The organism is Streptomyces sp. NPDC059668 (assembly GCF_042734135.1).
Lineage (GTDB): Bacteria > Actinomycetota > Actinomycetes > Streptomycetales > Streptomycetaceae > Streptomyces.
Genome location: NZ_JBHWEL010000094.1, coordinates 1 through 18917 on the forward strand (window position 1 = coordinate 1; position 18917 = coordinate 18917).

Consider the following 18917-nt stretch of genomic DNA (forward strand, 5'->3'; position numbering starts at 1 on the left):
CCCGCGAGCACGCGAGCCCGGCTGTCCCGGCGGGGGAGTTCCTCGTCTGCGCACGGGCGCCCGGGCGGCCCCCCCGGGGGGGGGGGGGCCCCGGGGGGGGGGGGGCCCCGGCCCGGGAGGCTGTGCCGTCGTCCGGGTGCGGCCGGGCCTGCTCGGGGATGCCGTCGACGCCCTCCGCCACGCGCCGCGGCGCGTCGAGGCCGTCGGCGCGCCCGGCGGGAAGCTCCCGTGTGCCGCGCTCTTCGTCCCGCACCGGCCCGTCCCCGTCCCTCACGCCGGCCCGGGTCCCGCGCCGCGCTGTTTGTAGAGGCTGATCGAAACGGTCTTGTCCTCGGCGACGGTGGAGTCGACCTTGCCCGCGAGCGCCGAGAGCACGGTCCACGCGAACGTGTCCCGTGACGGAGCGTGACCATCGGTGGTCGGAGCGGAGACCGTCACCTCGAGCGAGTCGTCGATGAGCCGGAAGACACAACTGAGCACCGAACCGGGGACGGCCTGCTGCAGCAGGATGGCGCAGGCCTCGTCCACCGCGATGCGCAGGTCCTCGATCTCGTCGAGGGTGAAGTCCAAACGGGCCGCGAGGCCGGCCGTGGCCGTGCGCAGCACCGACAGGTAGGCACCCGCGGCCGGCAGCCGGACTTCCACGAAGTCCTTAGTCGCGGGCTCGCCTGCGATCTGGGACACCCTCACCTCCAAGGTGGTACAAGCTCATTCGAGCTCTTTCGGGGCCGAGGGTCGCCCCCCGGGGTAACGCGCTAGGTGGTTCAGCGGTGACGCTACCGCGCTCCCGACTTTCCTGTCCTGGGGACCCCGCTCCCGTGCTGTCACTCATAGTAAGCCTATGAGTACGGACAGTGGCTAGGGGTCTGCGGGCCCAAATAGGAAGAGCGCGCGCCGGGTTGACGTACCCAGGCGTCAGACGGTCGAACCGTCCGGACGGCGGGTCACGCCAGTACGTGGTCGACGAAGCACCAGCGCCAGCTCTCACCGGGCTCGAAGGTCCGCATCACGGGGTGTCCCGTCTCCTTGAAATGCTCCGTCGCGTGCCGCAGCGGCGAGGAGTCGCAGCAGCTGAGGTGCCCGCATTCCAGGCACAGCCGCAGTTGTACCGGATGTGTGCCCGCGGCGAGACACTCCAGGCACGTCTCGCTCGTGGGCTCTGGTTCGGGGTGAGGCAGCGCGTCGGCATGCGTGCACTGTTTCATGATTGCCAGGTTACGTCGGGCGTGCGGGATGCCGCGCGAAAACGAGGGCGGGCGGACGAGGATGCACGTATTGCCACTGCTGTTGCTGGTCGCGGGAAGCGCCGCGGTCGCCGGAGCGGCACGCCGTACTCCGGTACCGGCGCCGCTGCTGCTCGTCGCCGCGGGCCTGGTGGTCGCGTACGTCCCCGGGGTGCCCGGGTACGAACTCGACCCCGAGGTCGTCCTCCCGCTGCTGCTGCCCCCGCTGCTGTACACGGCCGCCACCGACAGTTCGTACCTCGATCTGCGGGCGCATCTGCGGCCCATCGCGCTGCTGTCGGTCGGGTACGTGCTCTTCGCGACGCTGGCCGTCGGCTGGGTCACCTATCTGATCGTGCCGGGTCTGCCGCTGCCCGCGGCGCTGGTCTTCGGGGCGGTGGTGGCGCCGCCGGACGCGGTCGCGGCCACTGCGGTGGCGCGCCGGGTGGGGCTGCCGTCGCAGATCACCACGATCCTGCAAGGAGAGTCGCTGGTGAACGACGCCACCGCGATCACCGCCTACAAGGTGGCTCTCGCCGCCGCGGTCGGCGAGGGCGCGACCTGGTCGGGCGGCATCCGTGAGTTCCTGCTCGCAGCGGTCGGCGGCGTGGTGGTCGGTCTCGTCCTGATGATGCCGATCCACTGGCTGCGCACCCACCTGAACGAGGCGCTCCTGCAGAACACCCTCTCCCTGCTGATCCCGTTCGTGGCGTACGGGATCGCCGAGCAGGTGCACGCCTCCGGGGTGCTCGCGGTGGTCGTCGTCGCGCTCTACCTCGGACACCGCGCCTGGGAGGTGGACTTCGCGACCCGGCTCCAGGAGGAGGCCGTCTGGAAGATGGTCGCGTTCGTCCTGGAGTCGGCCGTGTTCGCGCTGATCGGCCTGCAACTGCCGGTCGTGCTCAAGGGGCTCGGCCCGTACGAGGGTGTCAGCGCCGCCTGGTACGCGGTGCTCGTCTTCCTGGTGGTGGTCGCGGCCCGGTTCGTGTGGGTGTATCCCGCCACCTTCCTGCCGCGGATCCTGTCCTCGCGCATCCGGGGGCGCGAGGAGAACCCCTCCTGGAAGGGTCCGTTCGTCATCGGCTGGGCCGGGATGCGGGGCGTGGTGTCGCTCGCGATCGCCTTCTCGATCCCGCTCACCGTGGACGGCGGCGAGCGCTTCCCCGAGCGCAACCTCCTGCTCTTCCTCACCTTCACCACCGTCATCGCCACCCTGGTCGTGCAGGGGCTGACGCTGCCTCCGCTGATCCGCCTCCTGAAGCTGCCCGGCCGCGACACCCAGGCCGAGACGCTCGCCGAGGCCAACGCCCAGGCCCAGGCGTCCCGGGCCGCCGAACAGCGCCTGGACGAACTCCTGGCCGACGAGCGCAACGCGCTGCCCCCGCCGCTCGCCGACCGGCTGCGCTCGGTCCTGGAGCGCCGCCGCAACGCGGTCTGGGAGCGGCTCGGCGCCGTCAACCCGGTGACCGGGGAGACCGCCGACGACACCTACCGCAGGCTCTCCCGCAAGATGATCAGCGCCGAGCGCGAGGTCTTCGTGCGCCTCCGCGACCACCGCTACATCGACGACGAGATGCTGCGCACCCTGCTCAGGCGGCTGGACCTGGAGGAGGCGGCGGCCTACCGGGAGGCGGCGTGAGAGCCACGCGGCGCCGGCAACCGGTTCACCCGAGCGGCGCTCCGGTGATCACCGCGGCCACGGTCGTCCCCGGTGCGAAGGCACCCTCTCCGGCCAGGGCGACAAGTGCGTACAGCATCTTGGCGACATAGAGACGTTCGACGGGCAGGCCGTGGCGCTGCTCGAAGTCCGCGGCGAACAGATCGAGTTCGGGCGTGGTGCGCGCGTAGCCGCCGAAGTGGAAGCGGTCGTCGAGGGACCAGGCGCCACGGCGGCCGCCGAAGGCGGAGTCCTGGAGGGCCCGGACGTCGGCCTCCAGGAAGCCGCCCCTGAGCACGGGGACGCCCAGCGCCCGCTGGCCGGGGGCGAGGCCGGCGGCCAGGCCCGCGAGGGTGCCGCCGGTCCCGCAGGCGAGGGCGGCGACGTCGGCGTGGCCGCGCAGCTCCGCGCCGAGTTCCCGGCAGCCGCGGACGGCGAGGGCGTTGCTGCCGCCCTCGGGCACGACGTACGCGTCCCGGGCGTCCGCCGCGCACAGGATCGCGGCCAGCGTCCGCGGTTCCGTCTTGCGGCGATACGTCGACCTGTCGACGAAGTGCAGGCGCATGCCGTCGGCCGCGCACCGGGCCAGGGAGGGGTTGAGGGGGCGGTGGGCCAACTCGTCGCCACGGACCACGCCGACGGTCGGAAGCCCGAGGAGTCGGCCCGCGGCGGCGGTGGCCCGCAGATGGTTCGAGTACGCGCCGCCGAAGGTGAGGAGCGTGCGGCCGGCCGCGGCGCGCAGGTTCGGGGCCAGCTTGCGCCACTTGTTGCCGATCAGTTCCGGGTGGATCAGATCGTCCCGCTTGAGCAGCAGCCGGACGCCGTGGCGCGCGAAGCGCCCGTCCGCGACCGGGCACAGCGGCGAGGGCAGCCGGGGCCGCAGACCGGTCGGGTCGAGCGATTCGGTGCCGTCCGGGGCCTCGGGCGCGGAGCGGGTGCCCGGGATGCCGGGGTCGTCGGGGCTGGTCACCCGACCATTGTCGGACAGACGTCCGGGAATCCGGGCGACCCACGAACACCCGTGCGTCACTTCAGGCGGTCGCGGACACGCCCCCTCATCGATGTCATCGTGAAGCCGCGCGGGTCGACCTTGCCTGGCTGCCACTCCAGGTGACCGATGACCGAGCGCTCCGTCCAGCCGTGATGGCGGCAGATCGCGGCCGCGACCCTCTCGATCGCCTCCAGCTGGACCTCGGGCCAGGGGTCCTCGCCGTTGCCGAGGTTCTCGCACTCGAAGCCGTAGAAGTGGCGGTTGCCGTCGGTGTTCGCCTCGTTGTCCGGGGGGAGCGCCTTCTCCGCGATCACGGCGCGCAGCACGTCGTCGTCGCCCAGGCCCGCGTGGTTGACCCGGCCGTAGCCCACGAGATGCACCACGCCGTCCTTGGTGATGACGCCGTGGCACAGCGGCCCCGGCAGGTCGGCGCGGCCCGTGCGGCAGAGGCCGATCGTGTGCTCGTCGCCCGCGGACGCGGTGTGGTGGATCATCACCCCGTGCACCGGGCCCCACGGCCCCTTGTGGTTGCGGTTGTGATGCTCCCATTCGCCGACCTCGACCACGGTGACGCCTTCCCGCCTGAGCCGGTCCAGGAAACGGGCCGCGGACATGGGTGGAGCCATGACCGCCTCCTTCGCGCTGTACGCCGGCCACCGTGCGCGGCCGTCTCGTACCGCCGCTTCTACCCGGAACCGGGTGCTCCGGGTCGGCCGTTCGTACAGCGTGCGAGCCGATCCGGTCAGGGTCGCGGTCCGGTCGGGACGGCGGTCCGGTCAGGGCCGGCCACGCGTCGGCGGGGCGTCGGCCGGGCGCCGCTCAGGAGCGCAGGAACGCGTCTCCGTTCGCCGCGATGTGGCTCTCCAGGGCCTGGAGGGCCTGCTGGGTGGCCTCGGGGGACCCGCTGCCGCGCCGCTCCGCGTAGTACGCCGCGCCGAGTCTCTTGAGGAGGTCGCCACCGAGGCGCTGGGCCTGTACCTCGTCCAGCTTCTGCTTGCCCTGCGTGAGCCCTCGCTGCGCCTGTTCCTTGGCGCGGTCCAGGAAGCCTGCCATCGCCGTCTCCTGTCATCGTCCGTCGAAGCGTCAAACGGTTGGCCGGATCTTGGAGTTCCCGGGCACGACGGCGCGAGGCTGTTCGACACGACGGACCCCGGATGTTCGATATCGCGGCGCGGTGATTCCGGACGGAGGAGTTCCGCACGGCGTGGCCGCTCGACAAAGTGCGCGTCTCTGCCCAATCCGACGTGATCCATTCCCCCTCATTCGTGTAATAGCACCGGCACGCTCCGTGATGGAAGGCTGAGCGACGCAGATCAGCGCATGACCGGGAGGGCAATTTTCATGTCGGTAGGCGAAGAGGTCCGTTCGGGTCAGGGCAAGCCGCAGCAGAGTCTCGGCACATCCGCCGCGCGGAACCTGGCCACCACCACCAAGTCCGCACCCCAGATGCAGGAGATCAGTTCACGGTGGCTGCTGCGCATGCTCCCGTGGGTGAACGTGCAGGGTGGCACGTACCGCGTGAACCGGCGGCTCAGCTACTCCGTGGGCGACGGCAGGGTGACGTTCGTGAAGACGGGTGACCGCGTCCAGGTCATCCCCGCCGAGCTCGGCGAGCTGACCGTCCTGCGGTCCTACGAGGACCAGGAGGTGCTCGGCGAGCTCGCCCAGCGCTGCCAGCAGCGGGAGTTCGCGCCGGGCGAGGTGCTCGCCTCGTTCGGCAGCCCGTCCGACGAGGTGTTCCTGCTCGCGCACGGCAAGGTCGAGAAGATCGGTACGGGTCCCTACGGCGACGACGCGGTACTCGGCGTCCTCGCCGACGGCGCGTACTTCGGCGAGCAGGCGCTCATCGACCCGGACGCCATCTGGGAGTACACGGCCCGCGCCGTCACCGCGGTCACCGTGCTCGCGCTGCCCCGCCAGGACCTGGAGCAGGTCGCGGAACGCGCCGAGTCCCTGCGCACCCACCTCCAGCACCTGCGGGCGATCCCTGAACAGCGCACCAACAAGTACGGCGAGAAGGAGATCGACCTCGCGGCCGGCCACACCGGAGAGGAGGACATCCCCGGCACCTTCGTGGACTACGAGGCCGCGCCGCGCGAGTACGAACTGAGCATCGCCCAGACCGTGCTGCGCCTGCACACACGCGTGGCCGATCTCTACAACCAGCCGATGAACCAGACCGAGCAACAGCTCCGCCTCACCGTCGAGGCACTCAAGGAGCGCCAGGAGCACGAGCTCATCAACAACCGGGAGTTCGGACTGCTCAACAACTGCGAGTACGACCAGCGGCTGCAACCGCACGACGGCGTTCCGAGCCCCGACGACCTCGACGAACTGCTCAGCCGCAGGCGCGGGACCAAGCTGCTGCTCGCCCACCCGCGCGCGATCTCCGCGATCGGCCGCGAGTGCAACAAGCGCGGACTCGTCCCGGAGAGCGTCGAGATCGCGGGCAACCGCATCCCGACCTGGCGCGGCGTCCCGATCTTCCCGTGCAACAAGATCCCGGTCACCGACGCCCGGACGACCTCGATCATCGCCCTGCGTACCGGCGAGGCCGAGCAGGGCGTCATCGGGCTCCAGCAGGCGGGCATCCCGGACGAGATCGAGCCGAGCATGTCGGTGCGCTTCATGGGCATCAACGAACAGGCGATCATCTCCTACCTGGTGACGGCGTACTACTCGGCCGCGGTCCTCGTCCCGGACGCCCTCGGCATCCTGGAGAACGTCGAGATCGGCCGCTGGCGGTGACCTCCCCGACACCGGCCACCGTCTTCCCGCCCGACCGGGCGGGCAGACCGAAGGCCCCGCGGAGCGCGGCCGAGTCCCTCGACGGGCGGAGTCCTCTGGGGGGACCCATGGACGGGAGGCCCATGCACCAACAGGTTCCGCCCGTGCCGGCCGACGGGCAGGAGGCGGCGGGCATCCTGGAGCGCGCGCGGGCGTCCGTCGACCCCGAGCTGCGCAGGGCCATCGACTCGCTGCCGGGTTCGATGCGCCGGGTCGCGCTCTACCACTTCGGCTGGGAGCACGCGGACGGCACCCCGGCGGCGGGCAACGCGGGCAAGGCGATCCGCCCCGCCCTCGTACTCACCGCCGCGGGGGCGCTCGGCGGACAGCACGCGTCGGCCGTACGGGCCGCCGCCGCGGTGGAGTTGATCCACAACTTCACCCTGCTGCACGACGACGTCATGGACCGGGACACCACCCGCAGACACCGGCCCACCGCGTGGACCGTGTTCGGCGACGCCGCCGCGATCCTCGGAGGGGACGCCCTGCAGGCGCTCGCCCAGCGGCTGCTGGCCGAGGACCCTCATCCGGCGTCCACGGCCGCCGCCGCCCGGCTCGCGTCCTGCGTCGTCGAGCTGTGCGAGGGGCAGCACACCGACACGGCCATGGAGAAACGCGGCCCCGGCGAGGTCACCCTCGACGAGTGCCTCGCCATGGCCGAGGCGAAGACGGGCGCGTTGATCGGCTGCGCCTGCGCGATCGGCGGGCTCTACGCGGGAGCGGACGACGAGGACGTCGAGGCACTGGACGCGTTCGGCCGGGAGGCCGGGCTCGCCTTCCAGCTCATCGACGACGTGATCGGGATCTGGGGGGACCCGAGCCGCACCGGCAAGCCGGCCGGGGCGGACCTCGTCGCCCGCAAGAAGTCCCTGCCCGTGGTGGCCGCGCTCGGCTCCGGCACCCCGGCGGCGAAGGAACTCGCCGAACTGTACGGAGTCCCCTACGAGGAAGGGGAGTTGGAGCGCACGGTGCTGGCCGTGGAGCGGGCGGGGGGCCGCGACTGGGCACAGGTCCAGGCAGCCGACCGGATGTCCCGGGCGATGCACGCACTGTCCCGGGCCATCCCCGACCCGGAGGCCGCGGGCGGTCTCCTCGCACTGGCGGAGTTTGTCACGCGACGCAGTAACTGAAGCCGCCGAGGAGCGGTTGAAGACCCCGGGGCCACCGGGACCGTACGGCACCTGACCTCCGTACGGTCCCGGGGCTCCGGCCGGGGTGGATCCCGCGCATCCCCACGGTGCGCGGGGCCCGCCCCTCCGCCGCGTGTGATCCCCGCTAGGCTGCGACGGCCGTACGGCCAGGGGCGGTTGAGGCGAAGGGGCGGGACATGGGCGTGGCGATCAGGACGGCGGGCGAGGGCGATCGCGAGCGGGTCGTCCAGTTGCTCGACGAGGCGTTTCAGGACGACCCGGTGAGCGGCTGGGTCTTTCCGGACCCGGCGCACCGCCGTGACCGGCATCCCCGGCTGATGGCGGTGTTCGCCGACATCGTGTTCGCCGAGGGCCGTGTCGACATCACGGAGGACGGCGCGGCCTGCGCGCTGTGGCTGTCGGTGCCCGCCGACGACCACGCGGACGAGGACGGTCCGGCCCAGCTGCGCGAGGCCGTGGACCCCGACAACGTACGGGTCGAGCTGGTGGGCCGGCTCACCGCGGCCGTGCACCCCGCGGGCCGCGCCCACGAGTACCTGTGGATGATCGCCGTGGCACCGGAGCGCCAGGGCGAGGGCCTCGGCAGCGCGCTCGTCCGGGCGGTCCTCGACCGCTGTGACCAGGAGGGCGTCCCCGCCTATCTGGAGGCCAGCAACGAACGCAGCCGCGCGCTCTACGAGCGGCTCGGGTTCGATCACGCCGACCGCCCCCTCGACCTGCCGGACGGCCCGCGGATGTGGCCGATGTGGCGCGAGCCGCGGCCGGGCTCGGCAACCGGGGCGTAAGCCCGCGCGGGGCGGCCGCCGGTCCCGGCCGTTCTCGCGCCCGGCCGTGCGGGGGCGCCGGTGCGGGTGCCGCCCTACTCTGAAGGCATGGGCATCGATGAGCATGTCTGCCCCGCCTGCAAGCAGCCGGTCGACACGGTCGTGCGGCGCCGCAAGACGCTGGGAGCCTTCGTCCCCGTCTGGGGTCCCGGCCCCTGCCACAACCCACGGTGCGAGGCGTGCGTGGAGTCCGCGTCCTCCCCGCAGACGCGTGGTCTTCGGGAGCCGGGCGCGGCCCGGTGGCCCCGCGATCCCCGTGATCCCGGGAAGGCCGCGGAGGTCCGGCAGCCGGCGGCGGAACAGGCCAGGACCACGGAGGCCACGGAGGGTTCCTGATCCGTGCGGACCGGTGTGGGCGAGACCGGGGGCGATGGGGTGTGCCCGTGCCGGAGGCCGATCCGCTCTCTTCCATCTGCGGCTTCTCCGGTCTTCTCCGGGTTCGCCGGTCGGCTCGCGGCGGCGGTGCCGGGCCCCTCAGGAGGCCGGGGCCGAGGTCGGCCGGTGGTGGGGCGGGTCGGCGTGCACTCCTGACAACGCCAGCGCCAGGACGACCGCCGCGACGACGAGGAGCGCGCGTCCCGTGCCCCAGGGCGCCATGAGCGTGCCCAGGGTTCCGCCCGCGAACATGCCGCAGACGGTCGCGGTGAGACGGGTGCGCGCGAGTCGTCGCAGCTGCCCCTGCACGCCGTCCGGAACCCGTGGCGTGGTGGCCACGTCCGCCACGAGCTGGACCAGGGACATCTGGATGAGGAGCGTCGGCATGCCCGGCACCGCCACGCGCAGTACGACGGCGGACCTCACTCCCATGGCGAGGGCCACGGCCCCGAGGGCGACCAGGTCGGGATCGTGAGCGGGCGAACCCGTCCCGTGGCGCAGCAGGTCCAGCGTCCCCCCGACCGCGAGCAGGACCCCCTCGGTAGCCAGCGCCGCCGGGAACCAGCGGTGTCCCCGCGCGCCGAGTGCGCGGATCGCGAAGGTGGCCGCGGCCACCCCGGCGGCGAACGTCACGAGCGCGACGGAGGGCCGGATCACGGAGACCTGGCCGGATCCGGCCCACGCGAAGGTCAGGAACAGCACGTTGCCCGTCTCGAGCGCGGCGAACACCCGGCCCATGGTCAGGAAGGTGATCGCGTCGACCGCTCCCGCGACCACGGTGAGCACCGTCATGATCACGGTTCTGCGGAGCTCGTCACGGTCGACGGGGTCGGGTGCGGAGGCGGCGGAGCTTTCGGACATGGGCAAGTCTCAGCAGATCGCACGCCCGGGAGGCCGGCTCCGGAGCGACACGCAGGAAGTGACACGCCGGGGGAGTACCGCCGTCTGCCGCAGCCGCAGCCGCAGCCGCGGTGAGGACGGGGCGCCACATCATCGCGACCCGTTCTCCGGCCGTCGCTCCACCCCCCCCCGCGCTCTGCCCCCCCGCGCTCCGCCCCCGCTCTCCGCCCGGCGTCCACCGGACCCGGACGACAACGGCTACCGGCCCGAGGTCACGGCCTTGAGCTCGGCCAGGGATTCCCGCATCAGCCGCGCCATCCCGTGTTCCTCGGGCGCCACGATCCAGCGCTCGAAGCCGACCTTGAAGACGGCGACTCCGGCCTCGGCGGTCAGGCTCGCGGCCGGCTCCGTGACGCCACGCCCGCGCAGGGCGTCGGCGAGCGCGGCCGCCAGCGAGGCGAGCTTGATCAGCTCGCGCTCCTGGAGCTCCGTGTTCGCCATGATCACGGCCTGCCGTGCGCGCGCGAAGTCGTGGCGGTCGGCGAACACCTCGGAGACCGCGTCGAGCCCCGCCGCCATCGCGTCGATCGGCGCGGCGGACTCCGGAGCCCCGGCGACCGCCCGTACGAACAGCTCCTGCAACTGGCCGGAGCCGGCGAACAGCACCTCGCGCTTGTCGGCGTAGTGCCGGAAGAAGGTGCGCTCGGTGAGTCCGGCCCGTCGGGCGATCTCCGCCACCGTGGTCTGTTCGAAGCCGCGCTCGCTGTAGAGCTCCAACGCCGCCTTCGCCAGGCGCCCGCGCGCGTTCGGCTCCCATCTACCCATGCGGAGATCCTACGTGATGACAGTCCCTGACATCAGGTGCTAGCGTTGATGACAGTTACTGACATCAACGGTTTGGGGTTTCTCCATGCGCATCTTCGTGACCGGCGCGTCCGGCTGGATCGGTTCCGCCGTCGTTCCCGAGCTGACCGGGGCCGGACACCAGGTCGTCGGACTCGCCCGCTCCGAGGCCTCCGCCGACGCGCTCACCGCGGCCGGAGCGGAAGTCGTCCGCGGCACCATCGACGACCTCGACGTGCTCCGGGACGCGGCCGCCGCGTCGGACGGGGTGATCCACCTGGCCTTCAAGCACGACATCGCCTTCGCCGGCGGCTTCCAGGGCGCCGCCGAAGCCGACCGCCGCGCCGTCGACGCCCTCGGCGACGCGCTCGCGGGCACCGACCGCCCCTTCGCCCTCGCCTCCGGCGTGGTCGGCCTCGCGCCCGGGCGGTCGGCCACCGAACGGGACATGCCGACCGTGGACGGCTCGCCGATCTCGATCCGGATGACCACCGCCCAGGCGGTGCTCGCGCTGGCCTCGCGCGGGGTGCGCTCGTCGGTGGTGCGGCTCTCCCCGACCTGCCACGGCGACGGGGACAACGGCTTCATGGCGGCCCTGGTCGCCATCGCCCGCGCCAAGGGCGTCTCCGGCTACCTCGGCGACGGCACCAACCGCTGGCCGGCCGTCCACCGTCTGGACGCGGCACGCCTGTTCCGCCTGGCGGTCGAGAAGGCCCCCGCCGGATCGGTGCTGCACGGCGTCGCGGAGCCGGGCGTCGCGATCCGTGACGTCGCCGAGGTGATCGGCCGTCACCTCGACGTGCCGGTGACCGCCGTGGCGCCCGAGGACGCGGCCGGGCACTTCGCCTGGCTGGCGCCCTTCCTCGGCCTCGACTCCCCGGCGTCCAACGACCTCACCCGCGAGCTGGTGGGCTGGGAGCCGATCCACCCCGGTCTGCTGGAGGACCTCGACAAGGGCCACTACTTCGCCGCCACCGACAGCGCAGGCAACGCGGCCTGACCGGACCGGTCGTGAACGTGCCCCCGCGCGGTGCGGGAGCGCGTCCGCGGGGCCGGTAGGCCGGCGAGCGGCGAGCGGCGGGACGGACGGAGGGGGAAGGAGGGGGAAGCCGGGGCCCTACGCCGTACGCCCGACGCCGTAGCGTTGAGGCATGTCCGAACTCCTGTTGCACATCACCGAGCGTTCGTTGTGGGACGCGGCCCGCGCGTCCGGCGCGTACGAGATGTCCACCCGTGGCCGCACCCTCGGGGAGGAGGGCTTCATCCACTGCTCGACGCGGGCCCAACTCCCGCGGATCGCCTCCTTCCTGTACGGGACCTACGAGGGTCCCGACGACCTGGTGGTCCTGGTCGTCGACGCCGGACGGCTGGAGGTGCCGGTGCGGTACGAGGCCGTGAAGCCCGGCGGTGAGGAGTTCCCGCACGTCTACGGGCCGATCCCGGTCGCGGCGGTGGTGGACGTGGAGGTGTGGGAGCCGGTCTAGCGGTACCGCTCCCGGAGGCCGGGCGTCCGTCAGGCGCGGGCGTCCGCCCGTACCGGGAGGCCGCCGGTGGCAGGGTCGCGGCCCGTCAGGCAGTACGTGCCGCCGGCCGGGTCCCGCATCACGGCCCAGTGCGTGCCGCGGCCGACGAGGGTGGCGCCGAGGTCCTCGTGGTGGGCGCGGACGGCCTCGATGTCCGAGCAGGCGAGGTCGAGGTGGGCCGAGGCGGGGCGCTCGGTGCCGAGGCGTTGCAGGAGGACGCGGACGGGCAGGGCGGCGGGCGGCCTGATCACATGGAACTCCGGCAGCGCCCCGGGGTGGGACTCCCATCCGGTGAGCCCGCTCCAGAACGCGACCTCCGCCTCGTAGCGGGAGGGCGCCACGTCGACGCACACCTGGTCGAGGCGGCTGGTGACGCCGGCGGGCCGCTCGACCACCGGCGGCCGTACCGATTCGCCCTGCCACGGGACCGCGCAGAACAGCAGGCCGCCGGGGGAGCGCAGCACGGCCCATCCCCCGTCGTCGGCGATCCCGGCGTCGGCGATCCCGTTGTCGGACACGACGCGGGCTCCGAGCCGCAGGGCGGACTCCACCAGCGCCGCCACGTCCTCGACGGACAGGTCGAGATGCGCGCCGCCCCCGCCCTCCTCGACGCCCTGCGCCTTCAGACAGGCGTCGGACCCGTCCGGCAGCAGGGTCACGAACTCGTCCTGCCCGCCACGCGGCGCGGACGGCACGGTCCCCGTGACGGCGGTCCAGAAGGCGAGGGCCGGCCCGAAGTCCTTCCTGGGCCGGTCGACGAAGGCGTGGGTCCACCGGATCGGTTCGGTCCCGCGGATCGTTTCGGACATGGCGCGGTTCCCCTGTCGGACGGTTCGGACGGCTCGGTCACGTCGACGGCTCGGTCACCTCGGACGGTTCGGTCACCTCGGACCGCTCGGTCGCCTCAGACGGTTCCTCCGGCGCTCCGTACCGTCTCCTGTCCGATCAGACCGCGCAACGACGTTCTCACCCGCGCGACGAAGGCGTCCCGCGCGGCGGGGGAGAGGACGTCCAGCGACAGATACGGGTTGAGGTCCTCCAGCTCGACGAGGAGCAGCTCGCCGTCCGGTGCCCGGCAGGCGTCGACGCGCTGGATGCCGTACGCGATGTCGTTCCAGTCGACGAACCGCTGCGCGAACTCCCGGTCCCGCTCGGTCGCTTCGTACGGCTCCAGGTCCCACCGCCGGTCCGGGCGGGGTGCGTACAGGGCGTACTGGAAGGTGCGGTCGACGAAGTAGAAGGACACCTCGTAGCGGAAGTCGACACGCGGCTGGACGAGACGGTCGTCGTACGACAGTTCGGTGAGCCGGTCGCGCGGGACGAACTCCAGGCCTATCGAGTCCGCCCCCAGCTTCGGCTTCACGACGTACGTGCCGACGTCCGGCAGCCGGTGCAGATCCCCGGCGCGGTCGATGGTGGGGATGACCGGGAAGCCGGCCGCGGTGAGGTCGAGCAGGTACTGCTTGCCGGCCATGTCCCCCTTGCCGGAAAGCTGGTTGTACACGCGGACCCCCTCCGCGAGCGCCCGCTGCCGGAAGGCGTCGTACTGCGCCTGGTAGTGCAGCACCGGCCCGCTGTTGCGGACGACCACGGCGTCGAAGCCGGTCATCAGCGCGGCCGCGTCCAGCGGGTGGCACACGGCGACGTCGAAGTCCTCGCGCAGCCGGGAGGTGAGGAACACGTCCTCGTCGCCGTACCGCCGCCCCTTCGCCGGATAGGCCAGGTCGCTGACGTAGAGGACGCGGGAGCGCGCGGACGGCATGGGTGTCTCCGGTGGTGAGCGGGGCGGCGGGGCCGACGCAACGGTAACCGGAGGCGGATTCCCGGGGACGGGCACCCGGGGGACGGGCGGCGGGGCCCGGTTTCCTATCGGGGTCAGACGGAGGGGCGCTCCTTGAACCGGAGGAGGTTGCCGGCCGGGTCGCGGAACGCGCAGTCGCGGGCACCCCACGGCTGGTCCGTCGGCTCCTGGAGGACCTCGGCGCCGGAGGTGCGGACCCGTTCGTAGAGGGCGTCGCAGTCGGTGGTCGAGAAGATCACCCCGCGCAGGATGCCCTTGGCGAGCAGCTCGGCCATGGCCCGCTTGTCGGCGGGGGAGGCGTCCGGGCTCGCGTCCGGGGGCTCCAGGACGATCTCGACGTCCGGCTGGAGCGGCGGGCTGAGCGTCACCCAGCGCATTCCCTCGAACCCGACGTCGTTGCGCACTTCCAGGCCCAGGACGTCCCGGTAGAAGGCGAGCGCCTTGTCGTGGTCGTCCACGGCGATGAAGCACTGGGAGAGTTTCAGGTCCATGGTCCCCAGGCTAGGCCGTGCCGGGGGCTGTCCGCCCTGCGGACGGGGTCTACAGGCGCGTCCCCGGTTCCCCCTCGTCCGGCCTGCGGTGGCGGGACGGGCGGGTCAGCCGGCGGGTCACGCAGGGCGGGATGGGGGCGCCGTGGTCGTGCGGGCGGGCCCGGTACGCGCTCGGGGTCTCGCCGACCAGCTCCGTGAAGCGGGAGCTGAAGGAGCCGAGCGAGGTGCAGCCCACGGCCAGGCAGACCTCCGTGACCGTCAGGTCGCCCCGCCGCAGCAGGGCCTTGGCCCGCTCGATCCGGCGGGTCATCAGATAGCCGTACGGCGTCTCCCCGTACGCCGCGCGGAAACTGCGCTGGAAGTGGCCGGGGGACATCAGCGCCGTACGGGCGAGCGCGGCGATGTCCAGCGGCTCCGCGTACTCACGGTCCATCCGGTCGCGTGTCCGGCGCAGCCGGACCAGGTCCTCCACGGTCATCGCTCCAGGATGACACGGGCCACCGACAGCGGGGAGGGCCGTCACCCCCGCGGGTGCCCCCGGTGGCGTCCGGGCACGCGTGCCTGCTTGCTGGACCAAGAGGGGAACCGGGAAGGACGGCGGGCGACGATGGAGCCGAACGACGAGCGGCTGCGGACACCGCGGGCGGCGGGCATGGCCGGGGCGGTGTTCGCGGTGCTGCTGGCGGCGGCGATCGTGCTGGTGCGGATCGCCGTGCCCGCCGGGAACCCGCCCGGCGCGAAGATCGATCCGGACAAGCGGTGGGCGGTGCAGACCGCGCTGGAGATCCTTCCCTTCGCGGGCATCTTCTTCCTGTGGTTCATGGGGGCCGTGCGCGCGCAGGTCGGCGACGCCGAGGACAGGTTCGTCGCCACCGTCTTCCTGGGCAGCGGACTGGTGTTCGTCGCCACGATGTTCGGGGCGGGTGCCGCGGCGGGCACCGTCCTGGACGAGGTCCGGTCCTCCGACTTCGGGCGCTACTTCGCCTACACGATGATGACGACGTACGCGCTCCGGATGGCGGCCGTGTTCGTCTTCACGACCTCGACCATCGGACACCGCCTCGGTGTCCTGCCACGGCCCCTCGCCCTCCTCGGATACCTGGTGGGCCTGGTGCTGCTCGCCGCGGGGTCCACCCTGCCCTGGTCCGAACTGGTCTTCCCGGCCTGGGCGCTGGTCGTCAGCCTCCACATCCTCCGCGTCGGACTGCGCGAACCGCGCCGGTCCCGGAGCCCGTGGTGACCCCGTCGTCCCATCGGACGCTCCGGCGAGCGGGTCCGCGACCGCTCACGCATGCTGAAGGGCGAGGGGGCGGGACGGGGTCACGGAAAGGCTGTTCCTCGGTGCGACTTGTCGTCGATCTCAACCGCTGCCAGGGGTACGCGCAGTGCGCGTTCCTCGCTCCCGACGTGTTCGCCATGCACGGCGACGAAGCCCTGCTCTACAACCCCGAGGCCGACGAGAAGCGGCGCGACGACGTGGCCCGTGCCGTCGCCGCCTGCCCCGTCCAGGCCATCATCGTGGACGCGGACCCCGCAGACCACGCGGTCGCGGACCCCGGAACCGACCGGGAGGTCACCGGTGAGCAGTGACGGAATCCTCGACCGGCTCAAGCGCGAGGGACGGGTCGTCGTCGTGGGCGCCTCGCTCGCGGGACTGCGGGCCGCGGAGACCCTGCGCGAGGAGGGGTTCACCGGCTCCCTGACGATGATCGGGGACGAGCCCTACGAGCCCTACGACCGGCCCCCGCTGTCCAAGCAGGTCCTGCTGGGCCGGGCGACGCCGGACCACACCTCCCTGCCCCGCCGCCGGGCGATCGACGCGCGGTGGCGTCTCGGGGTCCCGGCCACCGGCCTCGACATGGCGGCCCGGCGGGTCCGGCTGGCCGACGGCGACGAGGTGGAGTACGACCGGCTGCTGATCGCCACCGGCGTCCGGGCCAGGCCCTGGCCGAGGGAGAGCGAGGCGGAACTCGACGGGGTCTTCGTCCTGCGCACCCGCGACGACGCGACCGGGCTGGAGCGCGCGCTCGCGCAGAACCCCCGCCGGGTGCTCGTCATCGGCGCCGGGTTCACCGGCTCGGAGATCGCCTCCGCCTGCCGGGAACGCGGGATCGCGGTCACCGTGGCCGAACGGGCCGCAGCGCCCCTGGTCGGCGCACTCGGCGGGGTCGTCGGCCGGGTCGCGGCCGAGATCCAGCGCGAGCACGGGGTCGACCTGCGCTGCGGCATCATGGTGACCAGCCTGGAGGGCGACGCCGCGAACCGGGTCCGCGCCGCCCATCTCTCCGACGGGAACACCGTCGAGGCCGATGTGGTGGTCGTGTGCCTCGGCGCCATGCGCAACACCGAATGGCTCGCGGGATCCGGACTGGGCGCGGGGCCCCGGGGCATCGCCTGTGACGCGGGCTGCCGGGCCTTCGACATCCGCGGCATCGTCACCGACGACATCTACGTGGCCGGCGACGTGGCCCGCTCCCCCCATCCGCTGTTCGGCTACCAGTTCCTGTCCCTCGAACACTGGGGCAACGCCGTCGCGCAGGCCGAGACCGCGGCGCACAACATGATGAGCGACAGCGTGGACCGCCGCCCCCACATCTGGGTGCCCGCCTTCTGGTCCTCGCAGTTCGGCGTGAACATCAAATCGGTGGGGGTGCCGTCGATGGGGACGGAGATCCTCATCGCGCAGGGCGCCCTCAACGAGCGCAGATTCACCGGCGTGTACGGGTACCAGGGGCGCGTCATCGGCGCCGTCACCTTCGACCAGACGAAGTGGCTGCAGTTCTACCAGCAGCTGATCGAGACCACAGCGCCCTTCCCGCCGTCCTTCCCGACCGTGGACCGCCGCCCCGAGGGGCAGCGCCCGGTGGACGCGGACTTCCCCGACCCGTCAGTGCCCACGAGCGGCCCGACCGTCACCCTGACCGGATATTCGCCGGCCGACCGGCGGATGACGTTCACCCCTGCCGGGCACTGATCCGACGCTCACGAGGACGCATCATGACGCAAGCCATCCTGCGGCAGATCATCGACTACGCGCACCGCGCGAACCCGTATCCGCTGTACGAGGAACTCCGCGAGACCCCGGTGTACCACGACGCGGACGGGCCCTACGTCGTCAGCAGGTACTACGACATCCAGAGCCTGCTGCACGATCCGCGGGTCAGCTCCGACGCGCGCAACCTGAAGGCGACGGCGGGCGATCCGCTGGGCGACACGGAGGAGGAGTCGGCGCTGCCGCCGGCGTTCCTGCGGCTCGACCCTCCCGAGCACGACCGGCTGCGGCGCATGACCAACCGTCCCTTCGGGCCCCCGCACTCCCCGCGGCGCGTCCACGAGATGCACGGCGAGCTGAAGGACATCGTCTCCGGGCTCATCGACGGGATCGGCGACCCGGAACGGATCGACCTGGTCGACCAGTTCTCGTACCCCTTCCCGGTGACCGTGATCTGCCGGCTCCTCGGAGTGCCGCGCGAGGACGAGCCCCGTTTCCACACCTGGGCGGACGTCCTCGCCGCCAGCCTGGACCCCGTCCCGGGCGCCGACGCCGGCGAGCGCGCCAAGGTCTCGAACAACGCCCGTACGGAGCTGGGCATGTATCTGGCCGGGCTGATCGAGGAACGCCGCAAGAAGCCGGGCGAGGACATGCTGTCGCAACTGGCCACCGCGCAGGGGCCGGACGGCGCCATGACGACGATGGAGGTGATGAGCACCGCGGCGCTGCTGCTGATCGCCGGTCACGAGACGACGGTGAACCTCATCACCAACGGCATGCTGACCCTGCTGCGCAACCCGGACATCCTGCGACGGCTGCGCGAGGACCCGAAGCTGGCCGTCCCCGTCGTCGAGGAGCTGCTCCGCTTCGAGCCGCCGGTCCAGCTGTTGCCGCAGCGCAGCACGCTCGCCGACATCGAGGTGCGCGGCGTGACCATCCCCAAGGGGTCGTCGCTGTGGCTGGTGCTGGCCGCGGGCAACCGTGACCCCGAACGGTTCGAGAACCCGGACCGGTTCGACCCGGGCCGCGGGGACATCCAGCACCTGGGCTTCGGCAGCGGCATCCACAGCTGCTTCGGCGCTCCGCTGGCCCGGCTGGAGGCGCAACTCGCGCTCGGCGAGCTGGCCCGCAGGCTGGAGAACCCCCGTCTGGTGGAGGACCCTCCGCCCTACCGGCAGAACGCGGTCCTGCGCGGCCCCCGCCACCTGTCGATCGCCTGCGACGGCATCCGCCCGTAGGACGACGTCACCGGGCCGCCCGGGCGGCGTCCGACGATTCCCGCCGACCGGACACGACCTGACGCGCACATCCGAAGGGGGCCGGCCGGTAATCCCGCCCGGGCCCCTAAGAAACGCCGGGGTCCTGCGTGGGTTGGCCCCGCGCCCGGGCTGGGGTCCGTGGGCCGGGAGAGCGCGTCTT

General features: G+C 72.5%; 22 protein-coding genes. 11 read left to right on the forward strand and 11 right to left on the reverse strand.

Annotation, left to right across the window (positions count from 1 at the left end; all coding sequences use genetic code 11):
- Window positions 1–270: 270 nt before the first annotated feature.
- Together ACFV2J_RS38015 and ACFV2J_RS38020 are read right to left on the reverse strand one after the other, a co-directional pair.
- Window positions 271–684: an anti-sigma regulatory factor gene (locus tag ACFV2J_RS38015; protein WP_054228129.1), complete on the reverse strand. Its 414-nt coding sequence runs from the start codon at window positions 682–684 to the stop codon at window positions 271–273.
- Between the two features lie 260 nt (window positions 685–944).
- Window positions 945–1205: a UBP-type zinc finger domain-containing protein gene (locus tag ACFV2J_RS38020; RefSeq protein ID WP_385083417.1), complete on the reverse strand. Its 261-nt coding sequence runs from the start codon at window positions 1203–1205 to the stop codon at window positions 945–947.
- Between the two features lie 61 nt (window positions 1206–1266).
- On the opposite strand from ACFV2J_RS38020, the gene ACFV2J_RS38025 reads away from it, so the two are divergent.
- Window positions 1267–2862 (forward strand): Na+/H+ antiporter, encoded by a 1596-nt coding sequence (locus ACFV2J_RS38025; RefSeq protein WP_385083416.1) that lies wholly within the window; start codon window positions 1267–1269, stop codon window positions 2860–2862.
- Window positions 2863–2887: 25 nt separating this feature from the next.
- Here the strand turns inward: ACFV2J_RS38025 and ACFV2J_RS38030 are convergent, their stop codons facing one another.
- From ACFV2J_RS38030 to ACFV2J_RS38040, 3 genes are all read right to left on the reverse strand, one after another.
- On the reverse strand, window positions 2888–3850 hold the full coding sequence (locus ACFV2J_RS38030) for a 1-aminocyclopropane-1-carboxylate deaminase/D-cysteine desulfhydrase (protein WP_385083415.1): 963 nt from the start codon (window positions 3848–3850) through the stop codon (window positions 2888–2890).
- 56 nt (window positions 3851–3906) lie between these two features.
- Window positions 3907–4497 carry an N-acetylmuramoyl-L-alanine amidase gene (locus ACFV2J_RS38035; protein ID WP_385083414.1) on the reverse strand — a complete coding sequence of 197 codons (591 nt, stop codon included), beginning with the start codon at window positions 4495–4497 and terminating at the stop codon, window positions 3907–3909.
- 193 nt (window positions 4498–4690) lie between these two features.
- Window positions 4691–4924: a hypothetical protein gene (locus ACFV2J_RS38040; protein WP_385083413.1), complete on the reverse strand. Its 234-nt coding sequence runs from the start codon at window positions 4922–4924 to the stop codon at window positions 4691–4693.
- 288 nt (window positions 4925–5212) lie between these two features.
- Between ACFV2J_RS38040 and ACFV2J_RS38045 the strand changes: the two genes are divergently transcribed.
- From ACFV2J_RS38045 to ACFV2J_RS38060, 4 genes are all read left to right on the forward strand, one after another.
- On the forward strand, window positions 5213–6619 hold the full coding sequence (locus ACFV2J_RS38045; protein ID WP_385083412.1) for a family 2B encapsulin nanocompartment shell protein: 1407 nt from the start codon (window positions 5213–5215) through the stop codon (window positions 6617–6619).
- 107 nt (window positions 6620–6726) lie between these two features.
- Window positions 6727–7788, forward strand: a complete 1062-nt coding sequence (locus tag ACFV2J_RS38050) for a family 2 encapsulin nanocompartment cargo protein polyprenyl transferase (protein WP_385083411.1) — start codon at window positions 6727–6729, stop codon at window positions 7786–7788.
- A 197-nt stretch (window positions 7789–7985) separates the two neighbouring features.
- Window positions 7986–8594 carry a GNAT family N-acetyltransferase gene (locus ACFV2J_RS38055; protein ID WP_385083410.1) on the forward strand — a complete coding sequence of 203 codons (609 nt, stop codon included), beginning with the start codon at window positions 7986–7988 and terminating at the stop codon, window positions 8592–8594.
- 87 nt (window positions 8595–8681) lie between these two features.
- Complete coding sequence (locus ACFV2J_RS38060; protein ID WP_385083409.1) at window positions 8682–8969, forward strand: hypothetical protein; 288 nt, start codon at window positions 8682–8684, stop codon at window positions 8967–8969.
- A gap of 138 nt (window positions 8970–9107) precedes the next feature.
- On the opposite strand, the gene ACFV2J_RS38065 is transcribed toward ACFV2J_RS38060, so the two are convergent.
- Together ACFV2J_RS38065 and ACFV2J_RS38070 are read right to left on the reverse strand one after the other, a co-directional pair.
- Complete coding sequence (locus tag ACFV2J_RS38065) at window positions 9108–9869, reverse strand: YoaK family protein (protein ID WP_385083408.1); 762 nt, start codon at window positions 9867–9869, stop codon at window positions 9108–9110.
- Between the two features lie 237 nt (window positions 9870–10106).
- Window positions 10107–10673, reverse strand: a complete 567-nt coding sequence (locus tag ACFV2J_RS38070) for a TetR family transcriptional regulator (RefSeq protein ID WP_385083407.1) — start codon at window positions 10671–10673, stop codon at window positions 10107–10109.
- Between the two features lie 85 nt (window positions 10674–10758).
- Between ACFV2J_RS38070 and ACFV2J_RS38075 the strand changes: the two genes are divergently transcribed.
- Both ACFV2J_RS38075 and ACFV2J_RS38080 read left to right on the forward strand, forming a co-directional pair.
- Entirely contained in the window at window positions 10759–11691 is a 933-nt protein-coding gene (locus ACFV2J_RS38075; protein WP_385083406.1) for an SDR family oxidoreductase, read from the forward strand.
- Window positions 11692–11842: 151 nt separating this feature from the next.
- Complete coding sequence (locus ACFV2J_RS38080; RefSeq protein WP_385083405.1) at window positions 11843–12175, forward strand: DUF952 domain-containing protein; 333 nt, start codon at window positions 11843–11845, stop codon at window positions 12173–12175.
- A gap of 29 nt (window positions 12176–12204) precedes the next feature.
- Here the strand turns inward: ACFV2J_RS38080 and ACFV2J_RS38085 are convergent, their stop codons facing one another.
- The 4 genes from ACFV2J_RS38085 to ACFV2J_RS38100 all read right to left on the reverse strand — a co-directional run bounded on the left by ACFV2J_RS38085 (window position 12205) and on the right by ACFV2J_RS38100 (window position 14984).
- Window positions 12205–13023 carry a VOC family protein gene (locus ACFV2J_RS38085; RefSeq protein WP_385083404.1) on the reverse strand — a complete coding sequence of 273 codons (819 nt, stop codon included), beginning with the start codon at window positions 13021–13023 and terminating at the stop codon, window positions 12205–12207.
- Window positions 13024–13118: 95 nt separating this feature from the next.
- The gene (locus ACFV2J_RS38090; RefSeq protein ID WP_385083403.1) at window positions 13119–13976 is read right to left on the reverse strand and encodes a hypothetical protein; all 858 of its coding nucleotides are present in this window, start codon (window positions 13974–13976) and stop codon (window positions 13119–13121) included.
- A gap of 113 nt (window positions 13977–14089) precedes the next feature.
- Window positions 14090–14506 (reverse strand): VOC family protein, encoded by a 417-nt coding sequence (locus ACFV2J_RS38095; RefSeq protein ID WP_385083402.1) that lies wholly within the window; start codon window positions 14504–14506, stop codon window positions 14090–14092.
- 49 nt (window positions 14507–14555) lie between these two features.
- Complete coding sequence (locus tag ACFV2J_RS38100; protein WP_153288673.1) at window positions 14556–14984, reverse strand: helix-turn-helix transcriptional regulator; 429 nt, start codon at window positions 14982–14984, stop codon at window positions 14556–14558.
- Between the two features lie 129 nt (window positions 14985–15113).
- On the opposite strand from ACFV2J_RS38100, the gene ACFV2J_RS38105 reads away from it, so the two are divergent.
- From ACFV2J_RS38105 to ACFV2J_RS38120, 4 genes are all read left to right on the forward strand, one after another.
- The gene (locus ACFV2J_RS38105; protein WP_385083401.1) at window positions 15114–15746 is read left to right on the forward strand and encodes a hypothetical protein; all 633 of its coding nucleotides are present in this window, start codon (window positions 15114–15116) and stop codon (window positions 15744–15746) included.
- A gap of 101 nt (window positions 15747–15847) precedes the next feature.
- The gene (locus tag ACFV2J_RS38110) at window positions 15848–16096 is read left to right on the forward strand and encodes a ferredoxin (RefSeq protein ID WP_385083400.1); all 249 of its coding nucleotides are present in this window, start codon (window positions 15848–15850) and stop codon (window positions 16094–16096) included.
- Window positions 16086–17480: an NAD(P)/FAD-dependent oxidoreductase gene (locus ACFV2J_RS38115; protein ID WP_385083399.1), complete on the forward strand. Its 1395-nt coding sequence runs from the start codon at window positions 16086–16088 to the stop codon at window positions 17478–17480. The genes ACFV2J_RS38110 and ACFV2J_RS38115 overlap by 11 nt, the downstream gene beginning before the upstream one ends.
- Window positions 17481–17503: 23 nt before the next feature.
- Window positions 17504–18736 carry a cytochrome P450 gene (locus tag ACFV2J_RS38120; protein WP_385083398.1) on the forward strand — a complete coding sequence of 411 codons (1233 nt, stop codon included), beginning with the start codon at window positions 17504–17506 and terminating at the stop codon, window positions 18734–18736.
- The last annotated feature ends 181 nt before the right edge of the window (window positions 18737–18917 follow it).